19 protein-coding genes and 2 tRNA genes are annotated in these 22,352 nt (G+C 40.4%); 18 read left to right on the plus strand and 3 right to left on the minus strand.

The genetic code is table 11. The annotated features are described in order from the left end of the window. The first annotated feature begins 6 nt into the window (after positions 1-6). The 15 genes from ftsH to GWI97_RS07640 all read left to right on the plus strand — a co-directional run bounded on the left by ftsH (position 7) and on the right by GWI97_RS07640 (position 17,437). Complete coding sequence (gene ftsH, locus GWI97_RS07570; RefSeq protein WP_087803768.1) at positions 7-1,953, plus strand: ATP-dependent zinc metalloprotease FtsH; 1,947 nt, start codon at positions 7-9, stop codon at positions 1,951-1,953. 82 nt (positions 1,954-2,035) lie between these two features. Continuing rightward, positions 2,036-2,878 carry a dihydropteroate synthase gene (folP, locus tag GWI97_RS07575; RefSeq protein ID WP_036939356.1) on the plus strand — a complete coding sequence of 281 codons (843 nt, stop codon included), beginning with the start codon at positions 2,036-2,038 and terminating at the stop codon, positions 2,876-2,878. Beyond that, positions 2,875-4,212 (plus strand): phosphoglucosamine mutase, encoded by a 1,338-nt coding sequence (glmM, locus tag GWI97_RS07580; RefSeq protein ID WP_036939354.1) that lies wholly within the window; start codon positions 2,875-2,877, stop codon positions 4,210-4,212. The genes folP and glmM overlap by 4 nt, the downstream gene beginning before the upstream one ends. Before the next feature lie 165 nt (positions 4,213-4,377). Continuing rightward, the gene (secG, locus tag GWI97_RS07585) at positions 4,378-4,722 is read left to right on the plus strand and encodes a preprotein translocase subunit SecG (RefSeq protein WP_036939352.1); all 345 of its coding nucleotides are present in this window, start codon (positions 4,378-4,380) and stop codon (positions 4,720-4,722) included. 59 nt (positions 4,723-4,781) lie between these two features. After that, positions 4,782-4,871 (plus strand) — tRNA-Leu (locus GWI97_RS07590). Positions 4,872-4,931: 60 nt separating this feature from the next. Then, positions 4,932-5,008: transfer RNA gene (locus GWI97_RS07595), tRNA-Met, on the plus strand. 202 nt (positions 5,009-5,210) lie between these two features. Next, positions 5,211-5,663: a ribosome maturation factor RimP gene (rimP, locus tag GWI97_RS07600; protein ID WP_036914691.1), complete on the plus strand. Its 453-nt coding sequence runs from the start codon at positions 5,211-5,213 to the stop codon at positions 5,661-5,663. A gap of 20 nt (positions 5,664-5,683) precedes the next feature. Further along, positions 5,684-7,192, plus strand: coding sequence for a transcription termination factor NusA (gene nusA / locus GWI97_RS07605; protein ID WP_006535691.1), 1,509 nt, complete (start codon positions 5,684-5,686; stop codon positions 7,190-7,192). Positions 7,193-7,214: 22 nt separating this feature from the next. Further along, positions 7,215-9,971, plus strand: coding sequence for a translation initiation factor IF-2 (infB, locus tag GWI97_RS07610; RefSeq protein ID WP_087803766.1), 2,757 nt, complete (start codon positions 7,215-7,217; stop codon positions 9,969-9,971). 309 nt (positions 9,972-10,280) lie between these two features. Next, entirely contained in the window at positions 10,281-10,682 is a 402-nt protein-coding gene (gene rbfA / locus GWI97_RS07615; protein ID WP_036939345.1) for a 30S ribosome-binding factor RbfA, read from the plus strand. After that, the gene (truB, locus tag GWI97_RS07620; protein WP_036939342.1) at positions 10,682-11,635 is read left to right on the plus strand and encodes a tRNA pseudouridine(55) synthase TruB; all 954 of its coding nucleotides are present in this window, start codon (positions 10,682-10,684) and stop codon (positions 11,633-11,635) included. Before rbfA ends, truB begins: the two co-directional genes overlap by 1 nt. Positions 11,636-11,759: 124 nt before the next feature. Next, positions 11,760-12,029, plus strand: coding sequence for a 30S ribosomal protein S15 (rpsO, locus tag GWI97_RS07625; RefSeq protein WP_036939341.1), 270 nt, complete (start codon positions 11,760-11,762; stop codon positions 12,027-12,029). A 250-nt stretch (positions 12,030-12,279) separates the two neighbouring features. After that, positions 12,280-14,409: a polyribonucleotide nucleotidyltransferase gene (pnp, locus tag GWI97_RS07630; RefSeq protein ID WP_036939338.1), complete on the plus strand. Its 2,130-nt coding sequence runs from the start codon at positions 12,280-12,282 to the stop codon at positions 14,407-14,409. A gap of 112 nt (positions 14,410-14,521) precedes the next feature. Further along, positions 14,522-15,409: a lipoprotein NlpI gene (gene nlpI, locus GWI97_RS07635; RefSeq protein WP_036939335.1), complete on the plus strand. Its 888-nt coding sequence runs from the start codon at positions 14,522-14,524 to the stop codon at positions 15,407-15,409. A 171-nt stretch (positions 15,410-15,580) separates the two neighbouring features. Then, the gene (locus GWI97_RS07640; RefSeq protein ID WP_036939333.1) at positions 15,581-17,437 is read left to right on the plus strand and encodes a DEAD/DEAH family ATP-dependent RNA helicase; all 1,857 of its coding nucleotides are present in this window, start codon (positions 15,581-15,583) and stop codon (positions 17,435-17,437) included. Positions 17,438-17,632: 195 nt separating this feature from the next. Here GWI97_RS07640 and GWI97_RS07645 read toward each other — a convergent pair whose 3' ends face one another. Continuing rightward, positions 17,633-18,283, minus strand: a complete 651-nt coding sequence (locus GWI97_RS07645; RefSeq protein ID WP_036939330.1) for a helix-turn-helix transcriptional regulator — start codon at positions 18,281-18,283, stop codon at positions 17,633-17,635. Between the two features lie 187 nt (positions 18,284-18,470). On the opposite strand from GWI97_RS07645, the gene GWI97_RS07650 reads away from it, so the two are divergent. From GWI97_RS07650 to GWI97_RS07660, 3 genes are read left to right on the plus strand one after another with little or no spacing between them, the layout of a single operon-like run. Beyond that, positions 18,471-19,433, plus strand: coding sequence for a sugar phosphate isomerase/epimerase family protein (locus GWI97_RS07650; protein ID WP_036939327.1), 963 nt, complete (start codon positions 18,471-18,473; stop codon positions 19,431-19,433). A gap of 36 nt (positions 19,434-19,469) precedes the next feature. Beyond that, positions 19,470-19,847 carry a RidA family protein gene (locus GWI97_RS07655; protein ID WP_036939326.1) on the plus strand — a complete coding sequence of 126 codons (378 nt, stop codon included), beginning with the start codon at positions 19,470-19,472 and terminating at the stop codon, positions 19,845-19,847. Between the two features lie 11 nt (positions 19,848-19,858). Further along, on the plus strand, positions 19,859-21,094 hold the full coding sequence (locus tag GWI97_RS07660) for an MFS transporter (protein WP_036939323.1): 1,236 nt from the start codon (positions 19,859-19,861) through the stop codon (positions 21,092-21,094). A 141-nt stretch (positions 21,095-21,235) separates the two neighbouring features. Here GWI97_RS07660 and GWI97_RS07665 read toward each other — a convergent pair whose 3' ends face one another. Continuing rightward, the gene (locus GWI97_RS07665; protein ID WP_036939322.1) at positions 21,236-21,610 is read right to left on the minus strand and encodes a YjaA family stress response protein; all 375 of its coding nucleotides are present in this window, start codon (positions 21,608-21,610) and stop codon (positions 21,236-21,238) included. A gap of 25 nt (positions 21,611-21,635) precedes the next feature. Beyond that, positions 21,636-22,352, minus strand: a complete 717-nt coding sequence (gene btsR, locus GWI97_RS07670; protein ID WP_036939320.1) for a two-component system response regulator BtsR — start codon at positions 22,350-22,352, stop codon at positions 21,636-21,638.

The following is a 22,352-nucleotide window of genomic DNA, read 5'->3' on the forward strand; positions in this document are numbered from 1 at the left end:
AATCCCTTGAGTGACATGGCGAAAAACCTGATCCTCTGGCTAGTTATTGCAGTCGTTTTGATGTCATTATTCCAGAGCTTCGGACCCAGCGATTCGAATAGTCGTAAGGTGGATTACTCTACCTTTATCAATGAGTTAACTAATAACCAATTACGCGAGGTCAGCATAAGTGGTTATGATATTAATGTAACTAAAACAGATAACTCAAAGTACAGCACGTATATGCCTATGCGTGATGACAACCTGCTGACCACTTTAATGAACCGTAATGTAAAAGTAACGGGTGAACCACTTGAAGGCCAAAGTCTTCTGACTCAAATTTTTGTGTCTTGGTTCCCAATGCTATTACTTATTGGTCTTTGGATTTTCTTTATGCGCCAAATGCAAGGTGGTGGCGGTAAAGGTGCGATGTCTTTCGGTAAAAGTAAGGCTCGCATGTTGACAGAAGACCAAATCAAAACAACCTTTGCTGATGTTGCAGGTTGTGATGAAGCAAAAGAAGAAGTAAGCGAATTAGTTGAATATTTACGTGATCCGGGTCGTTTCCAGAAACTAGGGGGAAAAATCCCTAAAGGTATTCTGATGGTGGGGCCTCCTGGTACCGGTAAAACGTTATTAGCGAAAGCCATTGCAGGCGAAGCAAAAGTTCCATTCTTCACTATTTCAGGTTCTGATTTCGTTGAAATGTTTGTGGGTGTTGGTGCTTCTCGTGTTCGTGATATGTTCGAACAAGCTAAAAAAACTGCGCCTTGTATCATCTTTATCGATGAAATTGATGCCGTAGGACGTCAGCGTGGTGCAGGTTTAGGTGGTGGTCATGATGAACGTGAGCAAACACTGAACCAAATGCTTGTTGAAATGGATGGTTTTGAAGGAAATGAAGGGATTATCGTTATTGCGGCCACTAACCGCCCTGACGTTTTAGACCCAGCATTACTCCGTCCTGGCCGTTTCGACCGTCAAGTGGTTGTGGGTTTACCTGATGTACGTGGACGTGAGCAAATCTTGAAAGTCCATATGCGTCGTGTACCTTTATCGCCCGATGTTGATCCTGCCATTTTAGCACGTGGTACACCTGGTTTCTCTGGTGCAGACTTAGCTAACTTGGTTAATGAAGCTGCTTTATTCGCTGCTCGTGGCAATAAACGTGTTGTTTCAATGGTCGAGTTTGAAAAGGCTAAAGATAAGATAATGATGGGTGCTGAACGTCGTTCAATGGTGATGACGGAAGAACAAAAAGCATCAACAGCTTATCATGAGGCCGGTCATGCGATTATTGGACGTTTAGTACCAGAACATGATCCTGTGCATAAAGTGACGATTATTCCTCGAGGACGTGCATTAGGTGTGACTTTCTTCTTACCTGAAGGTGACCAAATTAGTGCAAGTCGTCAGAAATTAGAAAGCCAGATCTCAACACTGTATGGTGGGCGTTTAGCAGAAGAAATCATCTATGGTGTCGAGCATGTTTCTACAGGTGCATCTAACGACATTAAAGTAGCAACAAATATTGCACGTAACATGGTGACACAGTGGGGCTTCTCTGAAAAATTAGGGCCGTTGCTGTATGCAGAAGAAGATGGTGAAGTATTCTTAGGCCGTTCTGTTGCGAAAGCGCAACATATGTCTGATGAAACAGCTCGTACTATTGACGAAGAAATTAAAGCTATCGTTGATAGAAACTACGTTCGTGCACGTCAGATCTTAATGGATAACCTTGATATTCTTCACTCAATGAAAGATGCACTGATGACTTATGAAACTATCGATGCGCCTCAAATTGATGATTTAATGAATCGTCGCGATGTCCGTCCACCTGCAGGTTGGGAAGGCAGCAATGGCAATAGTAATGCAACAACTACTGCCCAGCCGACACAAACACATGTAGCGAATGAGCCAAAAGATAAGCCTGAGTCAGAAAGTGATACACCTTCTGATAAAAATACTCACTAATCCTTATCGGGTTATGCATATTGAGTAAGCTATAAATACAAACCCCAGGCTTCTGGGGTTTTTTTATGAAGGTATCAATGAAATGAAATTAATTGCTAGAGGAAGAGAGCTTAACTTATCAACACCTCAAGTTATGGGGATTTTGAATGTCACTCCAGATTCTTTTTCTGATGGTGGCACTCATAATTCACTTAATGATGCGGTTAACCACGCAGCAAAATTAATCGCTGATGGGGCTTCTATCATCGATATTGGTGGGGAATCAACAAGACCCGGCGCAAGTGATGTCTCTATTGATGAAGAATTACAGCGTGTTGTTCCTGTTGTTGAAGCTATTCGCCAGCGTTTTGATGTGTGGATTTCTGTTGATACATCTAAAGCTCAAGTAATGGCTGAATCGGCAAATGTAGGTGCTTCAATTATCAATGATATTCGCTCTTTACAAGAACCGGGAGCACTTGAAGCCGCGGCTAAAACAGGTTTACCTGTGTGTATTATGCATATGCAAGGCGATCCTAAAACCATGCAACAATCACCACATTATGAGAATGTGATGATAGATGTTGATCATTTTTTACGAGAAAATATCCAACGTTGTGTTGATGCTGGAATAGAAAAAAATCAAATTATTCTTGATCCGGGGTTCGGCTTTGGTAAAAATTTAGCGCATAATTACCAATTATTAGCACACTTAAGTGAACTTCATCACTTTGGTTTACCAATACTTGCCGGGATGTCACGCAAATCAATGGTTGGACAATTATTGAATGTACCACCACAAGAGCGTGTTGCTGGTAGCGTGGCCTGTGCTGTCATTGCTGCAATGCAAGGCGCACAAATTATTCGTGTACACGATGTTAAAGAGACAGTTGATGCGATGAAAGTCGTACAAGCGACTCTTTCTGCAAAGGAAAATAATGAATGAGCGAACGTAAATACTTTGGAACAGATGGTATCCGTGGAAAAGTAGGTGATAGTCCAATTACACCTGATTTTGTATTAAAACTGGGTTGGGCTGCGGGCAAAGTATTAGCACGTCATGGCTCTCGTAAAATCATTATTGGTAAAGACACACGAATTTCAGGTTATATGCTGGAATCTGCATTAGAAGCAGGTTTAGCTGCTGCTGGGTTATCGGCTTCATTTACAGGGCCAATGCCAACACCTGCGGTTGCTTATTTAACACGTACATTCCGTGCAGAAGCAGGGATCGTGATTTCGGCATCCCATAACCCTTATTACGATAATGGGATCAAATTCTTCTCTATTGACGGAACAAAATTACCCGATGAAGTTGAAGAAGCCATTGAAGCAGAAATGGAAAAACCGATCACTTGTGTAGAGTCAGCAGAGCTGGGGCGCGCGAATCGTATTGTTGATGCCGCTGGGCGTTACATTGAATTTTGTAAAGGCACGTTCCCTAACGAAAATAATTTGAATGGCTTAAAAGTGGTTGTTGATTGTGCACATGGTGCAACATACCACATTGCACCGAATGTATTTCGTGAATTAGGCGCGGAAGTGATTACGATTGGTTGTGAGCCAACTGGTATTAATATTAATGCTGAATGCGGTGCAACCGATGTCCGAATGTTGCAACAACGTGTGCTCGAAGAAGGTGCAGATGTTGGTTTAGCATTCGATGGTGATGGTGACCGTATCATTATGGTTGACCATCAAGGTTTAAAAGTAGATGGTGACCAAATTCTCTATATTATTGCGAGAGAAGCGCTACGCCAAGGTCAATTACGTGGTGGTGCCGTTGGTACATTAATGAGTAATATGGGATTGGAAATTGCTCTTAAACAACTGGGTATTCCTTTTGTACGTGCTAAAGTGGGTGACCGCTATGTGCTTGAAAAATTACAAGAGAAAGGTTGGCGTTTAGGTGCTGAAAACTCAGGTCATATTATCTTACTGGATAAAACGACTACCGGTGACGGTATTGTTGCAGGGCTACAAGTTTTAAGTGCAATGGTACGTAATCATATGAGCTTACATGATTTATGTAGTGGTATGAAACTATTACCACAAATTTTAGTGAATGTTCGCTTCACCGGGAATCATGATCCATTACAAACCCCTGAAGTTCAGAAAGTTGCCAAAGCAGTTGAAGATGAACTCGCAGGTAAAGGGCGCGTGCTGTTACGTAAATCAGGCACAGAACCTTTAATTCGAGTAATGGTCGAAGGTGAAAATGAAGAGCAAGTTACGGCGATGGCAAATCGTATTGCTGATGCCGTGAAGCACGTAGGTTAATTGATGATTTTTTCTTCAATCAATCACTTTGTAGAAAAATAACCTTGCTTGTCAGTTCAGCATTGGTTAGTATTCACACCCGCTTAGTAAGGTCTTGAACTAAAGCGGGTGAAGCAATCGAAGGTTATCGTTAATACGATAAGTTCCATAGAAAAGGTAACGCAAATGTATACGGCACTCATTGTTATTCTTATCATTGTAGCAACAGGGCTAGTTGGTCTGATCCTGTTACAGCAGGGTAAAGGTGCTGATATGGGCGCTTCTTTTGGTGCAGGTGCTTCCGGTACAGTATTTGGTTCAAGCGGTTCAGCTAACTTCATGACCCGTATGACCGCTGTTTTAGCGACAGCATTTATTGTACTTGCACTTATTTTAGGTAATTTAAGTGCCAATAAAACTGTACGTGAAGACAGTAAGTGGATGTCTATCGAGCAGACTGCAGAAGAAGCTAAAAAAGCTGAGCAATTAGCAGCGCCTGTAGCGCCAGCAAATACAGATATTCCGCAGTAAACTAAGTAAAGATTTAAATGAGGTTGTTAATATTTACGCAATAACACTCTCATTAAAGTGCCGAGGTGGTGAAATTGGTATACACGCTACCTTGAGGTGGTAGTGCCTATAAAACGGGCGTACGGGTTCAAGTCCCGTTCTCGGCACCATTATTCCAGATAACTTGCGTTTTGCTTGTTATCAGCGTAAAATTTGCCACGTTTTTCGAACGCGGGGTGGAGCAGCTTGGTAGCTCGTCGGGCTCATAACCCGAAGGTCGTCGGTTCAAATCCGGCCCCCGCAACCACTTCTAACAATACAGCACTTTTCTCATTAATCATCTTGTTAAACCGATTATGATCCTGAGTGGAATGTGCCGTAAGAAGAGGTTATTCTCGAATGGCAAGTTACAGGGTCCAGTTGCATAAAGCCCCGAATTTCGGGGTTTTTTGTTATCAGAGAATAGAATACTGGGCTATAGGCCCTTTTTTTATGCCTTGGGGGTGGGTTTGTCCACATTAGAGCAAAAATTAACAGCGATGGTTTCAGCACCAGTAGAAGCATTAGGCTTTGAATTTGTCGGTCTTGAATTTATTCGTGGCCGAGAATCAACATTGCGCATCTATATTGATAGTGAAGACGGTATCACTGTTGATGATTGTGCTGATGTTAGCCACCAGGTCAGCGCTGTACTGGATGTTGAAGATCCAATTCAAACAGTTTATAACCTTGAGATTTCTTCTCCTGGTTTAGAACGACCTTTATTCACTGCAACGCATTATGAGCAATTTATCGGCGAAGAAGCCGCTATCGTATTACGAATTGCAATGCAAAACCGCCGTAAATGGCAGGGCATTATTAAGTCTGTCGCTGGCGAAATGATCACGGTTACTGTGGATGGTAAAGACGAAGTGTTCGCACTGAGCAACATCCAGAAAGCTAACCTGGTACCCCACTTTTAAGTTTTGAAGAGGCAACTAGGATGAACAAAGAGATTCTGGCTGTTGTGGAAGCGGTCTCTAACGAAAAATCTCTTCCTCGTGAAAAGATTTTTGAAGCACTGGAAACCGCACTAGCGACAGCAACTAAGAAAAAATACGAGCAAGAGATTGATGTTCGCGTATGTATCGACCGTAAAACAGGTGACTTTGATACATTCCGCCGTTGGGTTGCTGTAGATGAAGTGACTCAGCCTACTCGTGAAATTACACTTGAAGCGGCTCAATATGAAGATCCTAGTATTGAACTAGGTGGTTATATTGAAGATCAGATTGAATCTGTTACTTTCGACCGTATTACAACACAAACCGCGAAACAAGTTATCGTACAAAAAGTACGTGAAGCAGAAAGAGCGATGGTTGTTGATCAATTCCGCGAACAATTAGGCGAAATTATCACGGGTGTTGTGAAGAAAGTAAATCGTGAAAATATCACCTTAGACTTAGGAAATAATGCAGAAGCGGTTATTTTACGCGAAGATATGTTACCACGTGAAAATTTCCGTCCAGGTGACCGTTTACGCGGTGTATTATACGATGTACGTACAGAAACTCGTGGTGCACAACTTTTCGTGACACGTTCTCGCCCTGAAATGCTGGTTGAACTTTTCCGTATTGAAGTACCAGAAATTGGCGAGGAAATCATTGAAATTAAAGCTGCAGCGCGTGATCCAGGTTCTCGTGCCAAAATCGCAGTAAAAACTAATGACAAGCGTATTGACCCTGTGGGTGCTTGTGTTGGTATGCGTGGCGCACGTGTACAAGCCGTTTCCAGCGAATTGGGCGGCGAGCGAATTGATATTGTTTTGTGGGATGATAATCCTGCACAATTCGTGATTAATGCAATGGCTCCGGCAGATGTTGCTTCTATTGTTGTCGATGAAGACAAATGTACAATGGATGTTGCAGTTGAAAGCAGTAACCTTGCTCAGGCAATTGGCCGTAATGGTCAAAACGTACGTCTGGCAGCTCAGTTACTGAAAAAACATCGTGGTGATGACAAGTGGGAATTAAACGTCATGACTGCGGATGAACTGAATGCAAAACATCAGGCAGAAGCAAACGCAGCCATTGAAATATTTACTAAGCATCTCGACATTGATGAAGACTTCGCAACTGTTTTAGTTGAAGAAGGTTTCTCTACCCTTGAAGAGTTAGTTTATGTGCCAATCAGTGAACTGCTGGCTATTGACGGATTAGACGAAGACACCGTTGAAGCTTTACGTGAAAGAGCAAAAGCAGCACTCACAACGATTGAATTGGCTCAAAAAGAAAGCCTAGGCGATAACCAGCCAGCCGAGGACTTATTAGCTCTCGAAGGCTTGGAGCGCTCTTTAGCATTTGATCTAGCTGCCCGTGGTATCTGCACACTGGAAGATCTTGCCGAACAGGGTATCGACGACCTAACTGATATTGAAGGCTTAAATAGTGAGCGCGCAGGCGAACTCATTATGGCTGCACGTAATATCTGCTGGTTTGGGAATGATGCGTAACAACTGAGCAGGAAGGAACAGAATGACAGATGAAACAGTAAAATCACTGGCAGAAGAGATTCAGACACCGGTTGAACGTTTGGTACAGCAGTTTGCTGATGCCGGTATTAAGAAGACCGTCTCTGATTCTGTCTCCCAAAAAGAGAAAGAAACCTTACTGGCTTGGTTGAATCGTGATAAAGACGTATCAACCAACCAACCAGAAAAATTAACGTTACAACGCAAAGTGCGTAGTACGTTAAGTGTTCCTGGTACAGGTGGCAAAAGTAAATCAGTAGCCATCGAAGTCCGCAAAAAACGCACTTATGTGAACCGTGACGCTGTTGAAAAAGCGCAAGCGGATGAGCAAGCTCAGCGTGAAGCGGAAGAAAAGGCGCATCGCGAAGCCGAAGAAAAAGCACAGCGCGAAGCACAAGAGAAAGCACAGCGCGAAGCTGAAGAAAAAGCAAAACGTGAAGCTGAAAAGGCAAAGAAAGATGCCGAAGAAAAAGCGAAACGTGAAGCTGAAGAAGCAAAACGTGAAGCAGCGGAATTAGCTAAGCGCGAAGCAGCGGAAAAAGATAAAGTGAAACAAAACGATAAACCAAAAGCTGATAAAGCAGCAGATCAGGAAAAAGCACGTCGCAATGCTGAACAAGCTGAACTGAAGCGTAAAACGGAAGAAGCACAGCGCCGTAAAGCGGAAGAAGAAGCACGAATTGCAGCAGAAAAAGCACGCCTTTTAGCTGAAGAAAATGCTGAAAAATGGACTGCTGAACCTAAATCGCCAGAAACTGAAGGCTCAGACTACCATGTAACCACATCACGTTATGCTCGTGATGCAGAAGATGAAAGTGATGCTGAAGTTGAAGGTGGCCGTGGTCGTGGTCGCAATGCTAAGGCACCTCGTCCTAAGAAAAATAACCGCCATTCTGAAAAAGCAGATCGTGAAGAAGCTCGTGCTGCTGGCCGTACTAACAAGAAAGGTAAACGTAAAGGTAGCTCACTACAACAAGGCTTCAATAAGCCAGCCGCTGTTGTAAACCGTGATGTTATTATCGGTGAGACTATTTCTGTTGCTGAACTTGCTAACAAAATGGCAGTAAAAGGGTCTGAAGTTATCAAAACTATGATGAAAATGGGTGCAATGGCAACCATTAATCAGGTTTTAGACCAAGAAACTGCACAGCTTGTTGCTGAAGAAATGGGTCACAAAGTTATCTTACGTCGTGAAAACGAGTTAGAAGAACAAGTCATGAGCGATCGTGATACAGGTGAAGAAAGCGCTGTATCTCGTGCACCCGTTGTGACTATCATGGGTCACGTTGACCATGGTAAAACATCACTACTGGACTATATTCGTTCAACGAAAGTAGCATCAGGCGAAGCGGGTGGGATCACCCAGCATATCGGTGCTTACCACGTTAAAACAGATAAAGGTGAAATCACCTTCCTGGATACTCCAGGTCACGCCGCATTTACATCAATGCGTGCTCGTGGTGCTCAGGTAACGGATATCGTTGTTCTGGTTGTTGCGGCTGATGATGGTGTGATGCCTCAGACTATCGAAGCTATTCAACACGCAAAAGCGGCAAACGTACCTGTTGTGGTTGCTGTAAACAAAATCGATAAACACGAAGCTGATCCTGATCGCGTGAAAACTGAACTGTCTCAATATGGCATTCTGCCAGAAGAGTGGGGCGGTGAAACTCAGTTTATGCACGTATCTGCAAAACAAGGTTTAGGTATTGACGAACTGCTGGATGCGATCCTTTTACAAGCTGAAGTTCTTGAACTGAAAGCAGTTAAAGAAGGTATGGCAAGCGGTGTTGTTATCGAATCTTACCTCGATAAAGGCCGTGGCCCTGTGGCAACTATCCTTGTTCGTGAAGGTACGCTAAATAAAGGCGATATCGTTCTGTGTGGTTTTGAATACGGTCGTATTCGCGCAATGCGTAACGAATTAGGTCAAGACGTTCAATCAGCTGGTCCATCAATGCCTGTTGAGATTTTAGGTCTGTCTAATGTGCCTTCAGCAGGTGATGAAGCAACGGTAGTTCGTGACGAGAAAAAAGCACGTGAAGTTGCATTATACCGTCAAGGTAAATTCCGCGATGTTAAACTGGCTCGTCAGCAGAAATCTAAACTGGAAAACATGTTTGCTAACATGGAAGAAGGTAAAGTTTCTGAACTAAACATCGTGCTGAAAACAGACGTTCAAGGGACTTGTGAAGCAATTACTGATGCATTAGTTAAACTGTCTACTAACGAAGTTAAACTGAAAATCATCGGTTCTGGTGTTGGTGGTATCACTGAAACTGATGCAACATTAGCAGCTGCTTCTAACGCAATTATTCTTGGCTTCAATGTTCGTGCTGATGCATCTGCTCGCCGTATCATTGAACAAGAAAGTGTTGATTTACGTTATTATTCCGTTATCTATAGCCTGATTGACGAAATCAAACTGGCAATGAGTGGTATGTTGGCACCTGAATATAAACAAGAAATCATGGGGCTTGCAGAAGTCCGTGATGTGTTTAAATCACCTAAATTTGGCGCAATTGCGGGCTGTATGGTGGTTGAAGGTAACATCAAACGTAATAACCCAATTCGTGTTCTGCGTGATAACGTGGTTATCTACGAGGGCGAACTGGAATCACTGCGCCGCTTTAAAGATGACGTTAACGAAGTTCGTAACGGCATGGAATGTGGTATTGGTGTGAAAAACTACAATGATGTTCGTGCTGGCGACATGATTGAAGTCTTCCAAGTTATCGAAATCAAACGTTCTATTGATTAATCTAGTACGTCTTGTTTTTAAAAGGGAGCTTAACGGCTCCCTTCTTATTCCCTTCTTTGCTGTATTCTTTTTTATTTCCTTCTTCATTTTTCAACATATTTCAACATAACCGAAATAGATTGGCTTTCAGTAATTTATGAAAGTGAGATAACAGGATAAAATAGCAATTAAGAAAAGTTTTATTACTAAAGAAATCAGAGAAAGCGGTCGTTCAATACCACTTCATGTATACTCTTTAGATATCATTGATTTTAGATCTGAATTAACAGTGACAATAAGGGCAATCCCCTATTGTTAGGGAGAGATAAAATGGCAAGAGATTTTAGCCGTAGTCAGCGTGTTTCTCAGGAAATGCAAAAAGAAATCGCCATCATTCTACAACGTGAAGTGAAAGATCCTCGTATCGGAATGGCCACTGTATCGGGCGTCGAAATTTCTCGTGATTTGGCTTACGCCAAGGTATTCGTTACTTTTTTAAACTTATCTGGTGGTGATGAAAGCGAAGAAGATATGGTTGCTAATGGTTTAACCGCATTGAATGAGGCTGCTGGTTTTATTCGTTCATTATTAGGTAAAGCAATGCGCTTACGTATTGTACCTGAATTGACATTTGCTTATGACAACTCATTAGTTGAGGGGATGCGTATGTCCAATTTAGTGTCTAATGTCGTTAAAAACGACGAAGAGCGCCGTCATAAAGAGGAAGAATAATGGGGCGTCGTCGTAAGGGGCGTGAGATTAACGGCGTATTGCTACTCGATAAACCCCAAGATATTTCCTCTAACGATGCACTCCAAAAAGTCCGTCGTATGTTTAATGCCAGTAAGGCAGGGCATACGGGGGCATTGGATCCTTTAGCAACAGGTATGCTACCTATTTGTTTAGGTGAAGCGACGAAGTTTTCACAGTTTCTATTGGATTCGGATAAGCGTTATCGTGTTATTGCCCGCTTAGGTCAACGAACGGATACTTCTGATGCACAGGGTGAAGTTATCCAAGAGCGCCCAGTGCAATTTACACAGCAAGCTTTAGACGATGCTTTAGAGAGCTTTCGTGGTGAAACATTGCAAGTTCCTTCAATGTACTCTGCCTTAAAGCATCACGGTAAACCGCTCTATGAATATGCAAGACAAGGTATTGAAATTGAGCGAGAAGCTAGGCCTATCACCGTTTATGAACTCCAGTTTATTCGCTGGGAAGGCAATGAGTTAGAGCTGGAAATTCATTGTTCTAAAGGGACTTATATTCGCACAATTATTGATGATCTGGGTGAGAAATTACAATGTGGTGCTCACGTTATTTTCTTACGCCGATTAGAGGTTGCTGATTATCCGAAAGAACGGATGGTCACATTAGATCAGCTAAGCATGATGATAGATAATGCGCAAACTGCACAAGAAGATCCTTTCTTGGCACTTGATGCTTTGCTATTGCCAATGGATACGGCGGTTGCACATTTCCCTGTTATTAATCTCACTACGGTGATTGCAGGCTACCTAAAGCTAGGCCAGCCTGTTCGTGTTAATCATGATATTAATGAAGGCGAATGGGTCAGGGTGACAGAAGGCAATGAAGAAAAATTTATCGGCCTTGCTATCATTAAAGAGGGGTTAGTTGCTCCGAAAAGAATCGTTGTTGAGTATAACGCCCAAGATAACACTTAATAGCAATCTTGCGCTAAAAGTGTTTGAAGCGTAGAATAATGCGGCTATCTGTTTAGGTGGCTGAGCTGGGTAGCTGAATTAGAGATTGGCTGCCCTAAAAATTTTAATTAAATTGGAGTTTATTATGTCTCTAAGTACTGAAGCGAAAGCACAAATCGTTGCTGAATTTGGTCGTGATGCTAACGATACTGGCTCAAGCGAAGTTCAGATTGCACTGCTGACTGCAGAAATCAACCACCTGCAAGGTCACTTTTCAGAGCACAAAAAAGATCACCACAGCCGTCGTGGTCTGCTACGTAAAGTTTCCAGCCGTCGTAATCTGCTGGACTATCTGAAACGTAAAGATGTTGCTCGTTACTCTGCACTGATTGCACGTTTAGGTCTGCGTCGCTAATCAATCGAGTTTCAGTGAAAAGGGGCCAGTTGGCCCCTTTTCTACTAGAAAGTGCTATTTTTAATATTAGTCGTTATGTTTTAATGTGGTGATTGTTATTTCATCTCTCTAGTTACGACAATTCGCGCGGCTAATGAAAGTGTTTATGTTTTAGTGGTAAATATTTTCATTAGTCGCGAGGGGACGTAGCGGAGAAAAGATCATTCATCGTCGCTAAGCATCTGGCGACAATAAGATAAAGGATATTATTTTGCTGAATCCTACAGTTCGTAAATTTCAATACGGTCAACATACGGTTTCAATTGAAACGGGTATGATGGCTCGTCAAGCAACAGCTGCTGTTATGGTTGACATGGACGGCACAGCTGTTTTTGTTACTGTTGTTGCAAAGAAAAAAGTTAAAGCTGGACAAGATTTCTTCCCATTAACAGTGAACTATCAAGAGCGTTCATACGCGGCTGGTCGTATTCCAGGTAGTTTCTTCCGTCGTGAAGGACGTCCTGGTGAAGGCGAAACGTTAATTGCACGTCTCATTGACCGCCCTTTACGTCCATTATTCCCAGAAGGCTTCTTAAACGAAATTCAAATCGTTGCTACCGTTGTTTCTGTTAACCCACAAGTTAACCCAGATATCGTTGCAATGATTGGTGCTTCTGCGGTATTAGCACTGTCAGGTGTTCCATTTAATGGCCCTATCGGTGGTGCTCGTGTTGGTTTTATCGATGGTCAATATGTTCTGAACCCAACCGTTGATGAGTTAAAAGTCAGTAAATTAGACTTAGTGGTTGCGGGTACTGCGGGTGCAGTACTGATGGTTGAATCAGAAGCTGATTTATTATCAGAAGAAGAAATGTTAGGTGCAGTGGTATTTGGTCATGAACAACAACAAGTTGTGATTGAAAATATCAATGCATTAGTTGCAGAAGTTGGTAAAGAAAAATGGGATTGGGCGCCGGAAGCTATCAACCAAACTTTACACGATCGTATTGCACAATTAGCGCAAGCACGTATTGGTGATGCATACCGTATTACTGAAAAGCAAGAGCGTTATGAACAAATCGAAGCTATCCGCGATGAAGTTATCGCGACATTAGTGGCTGAAGATGAAACTTTAGATGAAGCTGAAATCAGCGAAATTTTCTCAGGTCTTGAGAAAAACATCGTTCGTGCTCGTGTATTGGCGGGCGAACCTCGTATCGATGGTCGTGAAAAGGACATGGTACGTGCACTAGATATCCGTACAGGTTTATTACCACGTACTCATGGTTCAGCATTGTTTACACGTGGTGAAACACAGGCTTTAGTGACTGCGACATTAGGTACTGCACGTGATGCTCAAACTATTGATGACATCATGGGCGAGCACACTGACACCTTCTTATTGCATTATAATTTCCCTCCATACTCTGTTGGTGAAACAGGCATGATGGGCTCACCAAAACGTCGCGAAATTGGCCATGGTCGTTTAGCAAAACGTGGTGTGTTAGCGGTAATGCCGACTATCGAAGAATTCCCATATACTGTTCGCGTGGTTTCTGAAATCACTGAATCAAATGGTTCATCTTCAATGGCGTCTGTATGTGGTGCTTCTTTAGCACTGATGGATGCAGGTGTACCAATTAAAGAATCTGTTGCTGGTATTGCAATGGGTCTGGTAAAAGAAGGCGATAACTTTGTTGTTCTTTCAGATATTCTGGGTGATGAAGACCATTTAGGCGATATGGACTTTAAAGTTGCAGGTAGTCGTAATGGTGTCAGCGCATTACAAATGGATATCAAAATCGAAGGTATCACACGTGAAATCATGCAAGTTGCGTTAAACCAAGCGAAAAGCGCACGTCTGCATATTTTAGGTGTTATGGAAGATGCAATTAGCCAACCTCGTGCTGATATTTCTGAGTTCGCACCGCGTATTCACACTATCAAAATTAATTCAGACAAAATCAAAGACGTTATCGGTAAAGGTGGTTCAGTAATCCGTGCATTAACGGAAGAAACGGGCACAACTATCGAAATCGAAGATGATGGTACTGTGAAGATTGCGGCAACAAGCAATGAGCAAGCTAAAATGGCAATTGCTCGTATCGAAGAAATCACTGCTGAAGTTGAAGTGGGCCGTATTTACAATGGTAAAGTAACTCGTATTGTCGATTTCGGTGCTTTTGTTGCTATCGGTGGCGGTAAAGAAGGTCTGGTTCATATTTCTCAAATCGCAGATAAACGTGTTGAGAAAGTGAGTGATTACTTGGAAATGGGTCAAGAAGTTCCAGTTAAAGTGCTGGAAATTGACCGTCAAGGCCGTATTCGCTTAAGCATGAAAGAAGCTCAAGCTAATCAGCAGGAAGCAACTGAAACTTCTTCTGAAGATTCTGCGAATTAATGATATTCTACTACCGATATCTAGACATAAGTATCGGTAGAGACTTATTATGACTGACAAGTAGGACGTCCAGAACGCTTTTTGTTGAAAGGTCTGACTTTGGGAGTGAGAAATGAAAACATTTCTGCGCGGTTGTTCTATTGCTGTTTTCATCTTTATTTCCGGATGCAGCACTAGTCCAGAATGGCGTCAGAATGCGATTTTCGCCACTCCATTACAACCTTCTTTACAACAAGAAGTGATATTGGCTCGCATAGAACAAATTCTTGCGAGTCGCTCATTAACCGAAGATGAATACGCACAGCTTTTATATGAGCGTGGTGTGCTGTATGATAGTCTCGGTTTACGAGCTTTAGCGCGCAATGATTTTTCAATGGCGCTCTCAATAAGACCAGATATGCTAGAAATTTTTAATTTTCTAGGTATCTATTTTACGCAAGCGGCGAACTATGATGCTGCTTATGAAGCGTTTGATTCTGTTTTAGAGCTTGATCCAACTTACAATAATGCGCGTTTTAATCGTGGTATCGCTTTATACTACGGTGGCCGATTGAAATTGGCGCAGGATGATCTGCAGGCGTTTTATCAGGTCGATCCAAATGACCCCATTCGTTCGCTTTGGTTATATCTTGTCGAAAAAGAGATAAACGCTGATTTGGCTAAACAACAGCTAAAACAGCGATACCAGCAGGCGGATAAAACGGGGCAATGGGGATGGAATATAGTTGAGTTTTATTTAGGCAACATTAATGAAAAAGCGTTAATGTTAAGACTACGTGAAGCCTCAACCGATAACACTTCGCTCGCTGAGCATCTTAGTGAAACTAACTTCTATTTAGGTAAGTATTACCTAAGTCTGGGGGACATGGATAGCGCAGAAGCGTTATTCAAGCTGACGGTTGCCAACAATGCACATAACTTTGTTGAGCACCGCTACGCATTGTTGGAATTAGCGCTGTTAGGCCAACAAGAAGACCTAGCGGAATCGGACCAGCAATAGCTGACGAACATTTCTCTGATCAGTTTGAAAGCCATCATCTACATAGGATGAGGGCTTGTTTGTTCGTTTAATAATATAATTTGAGCCAGTTCACATTTTAGATGATAAAGACCGACAAACCATGCGGTATGTTATGTCAACTGGCTGCCATAATGAATGAGGCACAGTGACATGACTACTGAAACCGATATGACTTTTGCTGATCTAGGTTTATCAGCACCAATTTTGACTGCACTGAATGACTTAGGCTACGAGAAGCCTTCTCCAATTCAGCAACAATGTATTCCTTTCCTTTTAAACGGCAATGATGTTTTAGGTATGGCACAGACCGGTAGTGGTAAAACCGCTGCATTTAGCCTGCCGTTATTACACAATCTTGATGAATCATTAAAAGCACCACAAATTTTAGTTTTAGCACCTACTCGTGAACTTGCAGTTCAGGTTGCTGAAGCCATTGAAGATTTTTCTAAGCATTTACCAAAAGTAAATGTCGTTGCACTGTATGGTGGTCAGCGTTATGACGTTCAATTACGTGCATTACGCCAAGGACCACAAGTCGTTGTAGGGACACCAGGTCGTTTATTAGATCATTTAAATCGTGGCACATTAGATTTATCTAAACTGAAAGGTTTAGTCTTAGATGAAGCTGATGAAATGTTACGTATGGGCTTTATTGAAGATGTTGAAAATATCTTAAGTAAGATCCCAGCAGAACACCAAACTGCACTGTTCTCTGCGACAATGCCAGAAGCTATTCGTCGTATTACACGTCGCTTCATGAATGACCCTAAAGAAGTTCGTATTCAAAGCAGCGTAACGACACGTCCAGATATCAGCCAAAGCTATTGGATGACATTTGGTGCGCGTAAAAATGAAGCATTAATTCGTTTCTTAGAAGCGGAAGATTTTGATGCAGCGATTATTTTCGTTCGTACTAAAAATGCAACATTAGAAGTTGCAGAAGCATTAGAACGCAATGGTTATAACAGCGCAGCATTAAATGGTGACATGAATCAATCATTGCGTGAGCAAACGCTAGAGCGTCTGAAAAATGGTCGTTTAGATATTTTAATCGCGACTGACGTTGCCGCTCGTGGTCTTGACGTTGACCGTATCAGCCTTGTTGTGAACTACGATATCCCAATGGATTCAGAATCTTATGTTCACCGTATTGGCCGTACGGGACGTGCTGGACGTGCTGGCCGTGCCATTTTATTCGTTGATAACCGTGAGCGCCGTTTACTGCGTAATATCGAACGTACAATGAAGATGACTATTCCTGAAGTAGAACTGCCAAATGCAGAACTTATCAGCCAACGTCGTCAGGAAAAATTTGCACAGCAAATCGCTCAGCAATTAGAAACGAGCAACCTTGATCAATATCGTGCTCTGTTGCCTAAATTAGCGCCACAAGGTGAAGAAGCGTTAGATATGGAAACACTAGCTGCGGTATTGCTGAAAATGGCTCAAGGTGAGCGTGCGCTTATCCTACCACCAGATCCAGTTCGTCGTCCTCGTCGTGAGTTTAACGATCGTGATGATCGTCGTCGTGATAATGATCGTGAGCGCTCTCCTCGCCGTGAACGTCGTGATGCTGGTGAGATGGATTTATACCGTATTGAAGTGGGTCGTGATGATGGTGTTGAAGTTCGTCATATCGTGGGCGCAATTGCTAACGAAGGTGATATTAGTAGCCGTTATATTGGTAATATCAAATTATATGGTTCTCACTCAACTATCGAGTTACCAAAAGGTATGCCAACGGACTTATTAGGCCACTTTACTCGTACACGTATCATGAATAAACCACTGAATATGCAATTAGTGGGAGACGCTCAATCTCAGCCTTTCCGTGAGCGTCGTAATAACTCTCGCCGTGATGGTCAACCACAAGGCGGTCGTCGTTTTAACAATGGTGATCAACCACAACGTCGTGGTAATAACGATCGTGGTGGTGAGCGTAGCAATTTCCGTGGTCGTAGTAACGAAGGGACTCCGCGTCGTCGTAGTAGCTCTCATAACCAATAAGAAACTTGAGATTCATTTGATTTCAAGTTGAATTGATAAAAGCCAGCCCACAAAAAGTGGACTGGCTTCTTTTTTTATAGTAATGACCAGCCTTATTGATGGTTGACGCGATGAGGAGATTTAGTCATCACCTCGATGACAACATGAAAAAAGTTATCAACCTATATCAGAAGCAGTCATGATAAGTAAATTTTATTATTTCTTATTTAGATTTCTTAAATGCTTATAAATTGTTGCTGAACTTATACCTAACTCGGTAGACACTATTTTATGTGTTGCTGAAAATTCAAAAAGTCCACTTTCATCTAATTCTTTAATTATCTCTAAGTTCTTATATTTACTTGGAATATTTTTATTTCCATAAACTCTTTTCTTAATTGGCTCTAGATGGTTTTGTACAAGATTATTCACATCTTGTGAGAAATTTTCATGTTTTAAATTATTCGTATCAGTAAAACTATCTATTAATGCATTTAATGGCATGTCAAGAGCAAAATTCATACAAATCATACCAATGGGTGTACCTGCATTATTAACAATTAAGGTTGATGATGATTTAAAGGGGCGAACACTTTTGGTATTGAAATAAACCTCCCACATTTGATCTGTTCGATTGAATTTTGAGAGTTTCTCTAAGGCAATGTTAGTAACGGGGGCGCCTAAGCTACGGCCAGTAACATGCCCATTAACTATATGGATAACAGAGTGGCGTAAATCCTCAAAACTATGTAGCACTATTTCACAATAATCACCTAAAAATTGCCCCAGATTATCAAGAAAAGGAATATAAGAATGAAGTAAATACCGATCTTCTTCAGTAATTTTTTGGTTTGTAGGAAGGTCCATAATAAATTTTACCCATCATTACAGTTAAGTAATTCTAACGTTAAAAGTTATCTAAATCCATACTTTGTATACTTTTATTACACTGAGTAAAATATTTTTATACTTAGTTAAGTTTTATGATCCTAAGCACATACTTTATTTCCCTAATATGGCTAAATACACGGCATAGAAATTCGAGGAAAAGATTATGAAGCTAGGTATTGAAACAGAGTCATACCACCTATTTTTTCAACAAGGTGTAATGGATGTTTTTGATTTTATAAATAAAGCAGCTGAATTAGGGTTAGATGGGGTCGAATTAAACATCATACCTGATGAAGGGTTACATCCAGAATTTGGTGTATTAACAAGTGATAATCCTGAGTATTTGGCCAAAATACGCCAGGCAATTGAAGATAAAAATCTTTACTGTGAATTAGACACTCGCTTTACAACACCAGAAGCTTTAACAAAAGCAATTGATATTGCTCGAGGTATTGGTGCTGATGTTATACGTACTTATATGTTCCGCCGTGGACAATATAATCCGAAACAATATCCTAAAATTATTCAAGATATTAAGTCTATTGTTCCATTATTAAAAAAGTATCGTGTACGTCTTGCAATAGAAAATCATGAAGATGAGACCGCCGATGAAATAGTGAATATTGTAAAAAATATTGATTCTACTTGGGTGGGTGCACATTGTGATATTGGTAATGGCATGATGGCGTGGGAAGATCCCATAGTAACAGTGAGTAAGCTGGCACCTTATACATACAGTACCCATTTTAAAGATCATATTGTTACATACCATGATGAAACGCCAGTGATTACAGGAATGCCTCTTGGTGAAGGGAGCATTAATATCGATGAATGTTTTCGCTTATTAGTTGAACATTCGCCTGTAACACGTATTAACTTAGAAAACTGTTTTCCATATACATCTCATTTTGCTAGAGATAAAGGGACGGGAGGAGTATTTGAATTCAGTGGAAGTTTTGAAGTTAAATCACCTCCTTTTGATTCTAAGCTAATTAAACCATTGGAATATTATTATCCAGCAAAAATTTCTCGCATGGCATTAGAAACATTAATGGAGGCACAAGATCGCTGTGTGCAAGTTTCTGTTAATGAATTAAAGAAATTAAGAAAAAAATATTGTTATTAATATATAAACATCTTTATCAAATATTGGAGTTATTTCATGATTATTAATACTACATCAGCACCAGAAGCCATTGGCCCTTATTCACAAGCAATTAAAATTGAGAATCATATTTATATTTCAGGTTGTTGCCCATTTAATCCTAATGATGGTTCTGTTATGGGAAATGATATTGAAACACAAACACTAAGAGCTATGAATAATTTAAAAGCTATTTTAGAAGAAGCAGGTGCAACAATGAATGATGTCGTTAAAACGACATGTTTTATTAAAAATATAGAAACTTTTCCTGTTTTTAATAATATTTATTCTTCTTTTTTCTCATCAGGAAAATATCCAGCTCGTTCATGTGTTGAGGTTTCTCGCTTACCTAAAGATGTTCTAATTGAAATAGAAGCCATTGCTTATAAAAAATAGGAAATATTATTATGAACAAGTGGACTAAATTATGTTTTCTTATTTTGGGTGGTGGAACTATATTCAAACTATCCAGTATGAAAGATGTATTTTATGTACCAATGCAACATGATTGGGGGTTATCTAATACACAGATTGGTTTTGGCTTCACTATTTATGCAATTATTCAAACAATCGGATTATTTTCATCATTGTATATTGCCGATCGTTTCTCTAAGAAAATTTTATTGCCTGCAGGATTAATTGGTGTAGGTCTATGTGGTGCTTATTTAAGTACCTTGCCTCCTTTTACTGGCTATTTAATTGCATTTGGAGTCATGGCATTTTTCGGTGAAGTTATTTATTGGCCGGTTTTATTAAAATCGGTACGATTATTAGGAAATAAAGAAGAACAAGGACGCATGTTTGGCTTTTTAGAAGCAGGGCGTGGGGTTGTTGATGTTCTCGTCGCTTCGGGGGCTCTTTATATATTTGTTTTATTTGGTGAAGGTAAAACAGGTATGCAAGCGGGATTAATTTATTATACTCTTGCTACAATAATGGTAGGTATAATTACATATTTTATTGTGGATAATGATGATAAGAAGGAAACATCTTCAGCAAGCGAGGCTAATCGCCAAGTTTTGGAAGGGATTAAAAATGTCATAAAATGTCCCAACTTATGGTTAGCATCAATGAGTATCTTTTTTGTCTATTCCGCTTATTGTGGGTTAACTTATTTTATTCCTTTTTTAAAAGACATTTACGCACTACCAATAGCTCTCATTGGTGCTTACGGTATTATTAATCAATATGCACTAAAAATGGTAGGGGGACCATTAGGGGGATTTTTAGCTGATAAAGTTGCAAAATCACCAACAATATATTTGAAGTGGACATTCTTATTATCTGCGATTGCAATGAGCATTTTCATTATGTTGCCTCATGATTCAATGAATGTATATTTGGGAATGGCTGCAACATTAGGTTTTGGTGCCATTATTTTTTCACAAAGAGCTATTTTCTTTGCACCCATGGATGAAATTGGAACGCCAAGACAATATGCGGGTTCTGCAATGGCCTTTGGGTGTATTATTGGTTATATGCCTTCCATGTTCGCTTATGCCCTTTATGGCTCATTATTAGATAATTTTGAGGGTATTCAGGGATATAATTATGTATTTAGTATTATGGTTGCTTTTAGTTTTCTCGGTTTTATTTGTGCAACAATATTAGCTAAGCGTATTCAGATGATAAGTAATAGTTAGAATATCGTTTAAAAATAAGACTCTTTATAATAAACAAATGCAGATAATAGAAGGATGTCATTATCTGCATTTTATGTAATGAAGATTGATTAAAAAACAATCATCATTAATAGTATTATTCTATTTATGGCATTTTTATTATTAGGTGTTTTTAATTAGTTCAATTACCTCTGCATCTATAAGCGGTGTGAGTTTTTCACTGATCACTATTTTCTTATATTTACGATTAAACCCAGCCACAATCATTTCGTTAAATAAGCGAATTTCCACCTTTGATAACCCATTTTCTGTTTTTTCCAAAGGGTGAATAATCACATTTCTTTTTTTACAAAAAAAGGAGGATGGATGAATACCGAGATCCTTAAGCGCGATACGAATGGCTTCAATAGCAGGGTAAAAATCTCCAATTAACATTCGACTATGAGAAAAATCACGCTGTACTGATGCTTCTTTTTGGCTGTGAAGATCACGAATTTTGATGTGGTTTTTATAAATTTTAATATAAATAGGTTCCATCCTCTTTCTCTTTTCTCATAAAGATTTAGCTTAAACCAATTGCTTCTTTTAATGGTTTTAGATATCGACGGCTAACAGGAATTTGGCTGTTATTATGTAATATCAATTCAGCTTGTCCATTATCACCAAAAATAATCTCATTAACATAATCCATATTCACTAAATATTGCCGGTGACAGCGAACTAATTGTGTTCGTGTTTCTAATGTACGTAGTGTTAATTCAGTAAACCCTTCTTGTCCTTGATTATTCGTGACATAAACACCACTAAGTCTTGATGTAGCAAAGATAGCTTCATCAATTGGCATTAACCAAATCCGACTATGTCCAGTACATGGAATGCATTTTAAACGCTCTTCTGGAGGGGTTAATAAATCAATATTTTGCTTATTACCTTGGCGTAAGCGGTTTAATGTTTTTGTGAGGCGCTCTTGCTCTAAGGGCTTAAGTAAATAATCAAATGCGTGTTCTTCAAAGGCTTGGATCGCATATTCTTCAAATGCGGTTAAAAAAACAATATAAGGCCGATGTTCAGGATCAAGCATTGTGACCATTTCAAGTCCAGTAATGCGGGGCATTTGAATATCAAGAAAAACAACGTCAGGTTTTTTACGATGTATTTCTCCTATGGCTTCAATAGCATTACTGCATTCACCAACAATATGAATATCCTTTTCAACTTCAAGTAAGCAACGTAAATTCTCACGGGCCAGAGGCTCATCATCAACGATTAATATATTCAT

The sequence above is a fragment of the Proteus sp. G2300 genome (assembly GCF_009915965.1).
In the GTDB taxonomy this organism is placed as follows: domain Bacteria; phylum Pseudomonadota; class Gammaproteobacteria; order Enterobacterales; family Enterobacteriaceae; genus Proteus; species Proteus vulgaris.

Bases quoted from the DNA above. Each gene is read 5' to 3' on its own strand.
- GWI97_RS07655 (WP_036939326.1), top strand. From the start codon at position 19,470: ATGATTATTAATACTACATCAGCACCAGAAGCCATTGGCCCTTATTCA.
- GWI97_RS07660 (WP_036939323.1), top strand. From the start codon at position 19,859: ATGAACAAGTGGACTAAATTATGTTTTCTTATTTTGGGTGGTGGAACT.
- btsR (WP_036939320.1), bottom strand. From the start codon at position 22,352: ATGAATATATTAATCGTTGATGATGAGCCTCTGGCCCGTGAGAATTTA.
- GWI97_RS07650 (WP_036939327.1), top strand. From the start codon at position 18,471: ATGAAGCTAGGTATTGAAACAGAGTCATACCACCTATTTTTTCAACAA.
- truB (WP_036939342.1), top strand. From the start codon at position 10,682: ATGGGGCGTCGTCGTAAGGGGCGTGAGATTAACGGCGTATTGCTACTC.
- rpsO (WP_036939341.1), top strand. From the start codon at position 11,760: ATGTCTCTAAGTACTGAAGCGAAAGCACAAATCGTTGCTGAATTTGGT.
- glmM (WP_036939354.1), top strand. From the start codon at position 2,875: ATGAGCGAACGTAAATACTTTGGAACAGATGGTATCCGTGGAAAAGTA.
- secG (WP_036939352.1), top strand. From the start codon at position 4,378: ATGTATACGGCACTCATTGTTATTCTTATCATTGTAGCAACAGGGCTA.
- nlpI (WP_036939335.1), top strand. From the start codon at position 14,522: ATGAAAACATTTCTGCGCGGTTGTTCTATTGCTGTTTTCATCTTTATT.
- rbfA (WP_036939345.1), top strand. From the start codon at position 10,281: ATGGCAAGAGATTTTAGCCGTAGTCAGCGTGTTTCTCAGGAAATGCAA.
- infB (WP_087803766.1), top strand. From the start codon at position 7,215: ATGACAGATGAAACAGTAAAATCACTGGCAGAAGAGATTCAGACACCG.
- GWI97_RS07665 (WP_036939322.1), bottom strand. From the start codon at position 21,610: ATGGAACCTATTTATATTAAAATTTATAAAAACCACATCAAAATTCGT.
- folP (WP_036939356.1), top strand. From the start codon at position 2,036: ATGAAATTAATTGCTAGAGGAAGAGAGCTTAACTTATCAACACCTCAA.
- GWI97_RS07645 (WP_036939330.1), bottom strand. From the start codon at position 18,283: ATGGACCTTCCTACAAACCAAAAAATTACTGAAGAAGATCGGTATTTA.
- nusA (WP_006535691.1), top strand. From the start codon at position 5,684: ATGAACAAAGAGATTCTGGCTGTTGTGGAAGCGGTCTCTAACGAAAAA.
- GWI97_RS07640 (WP_036939333.1), top strand. From the start codon at position 15,581: ATGACTACTGAAACCGATATGACTTTTGCTGATCTAGGTTTATCAGCA.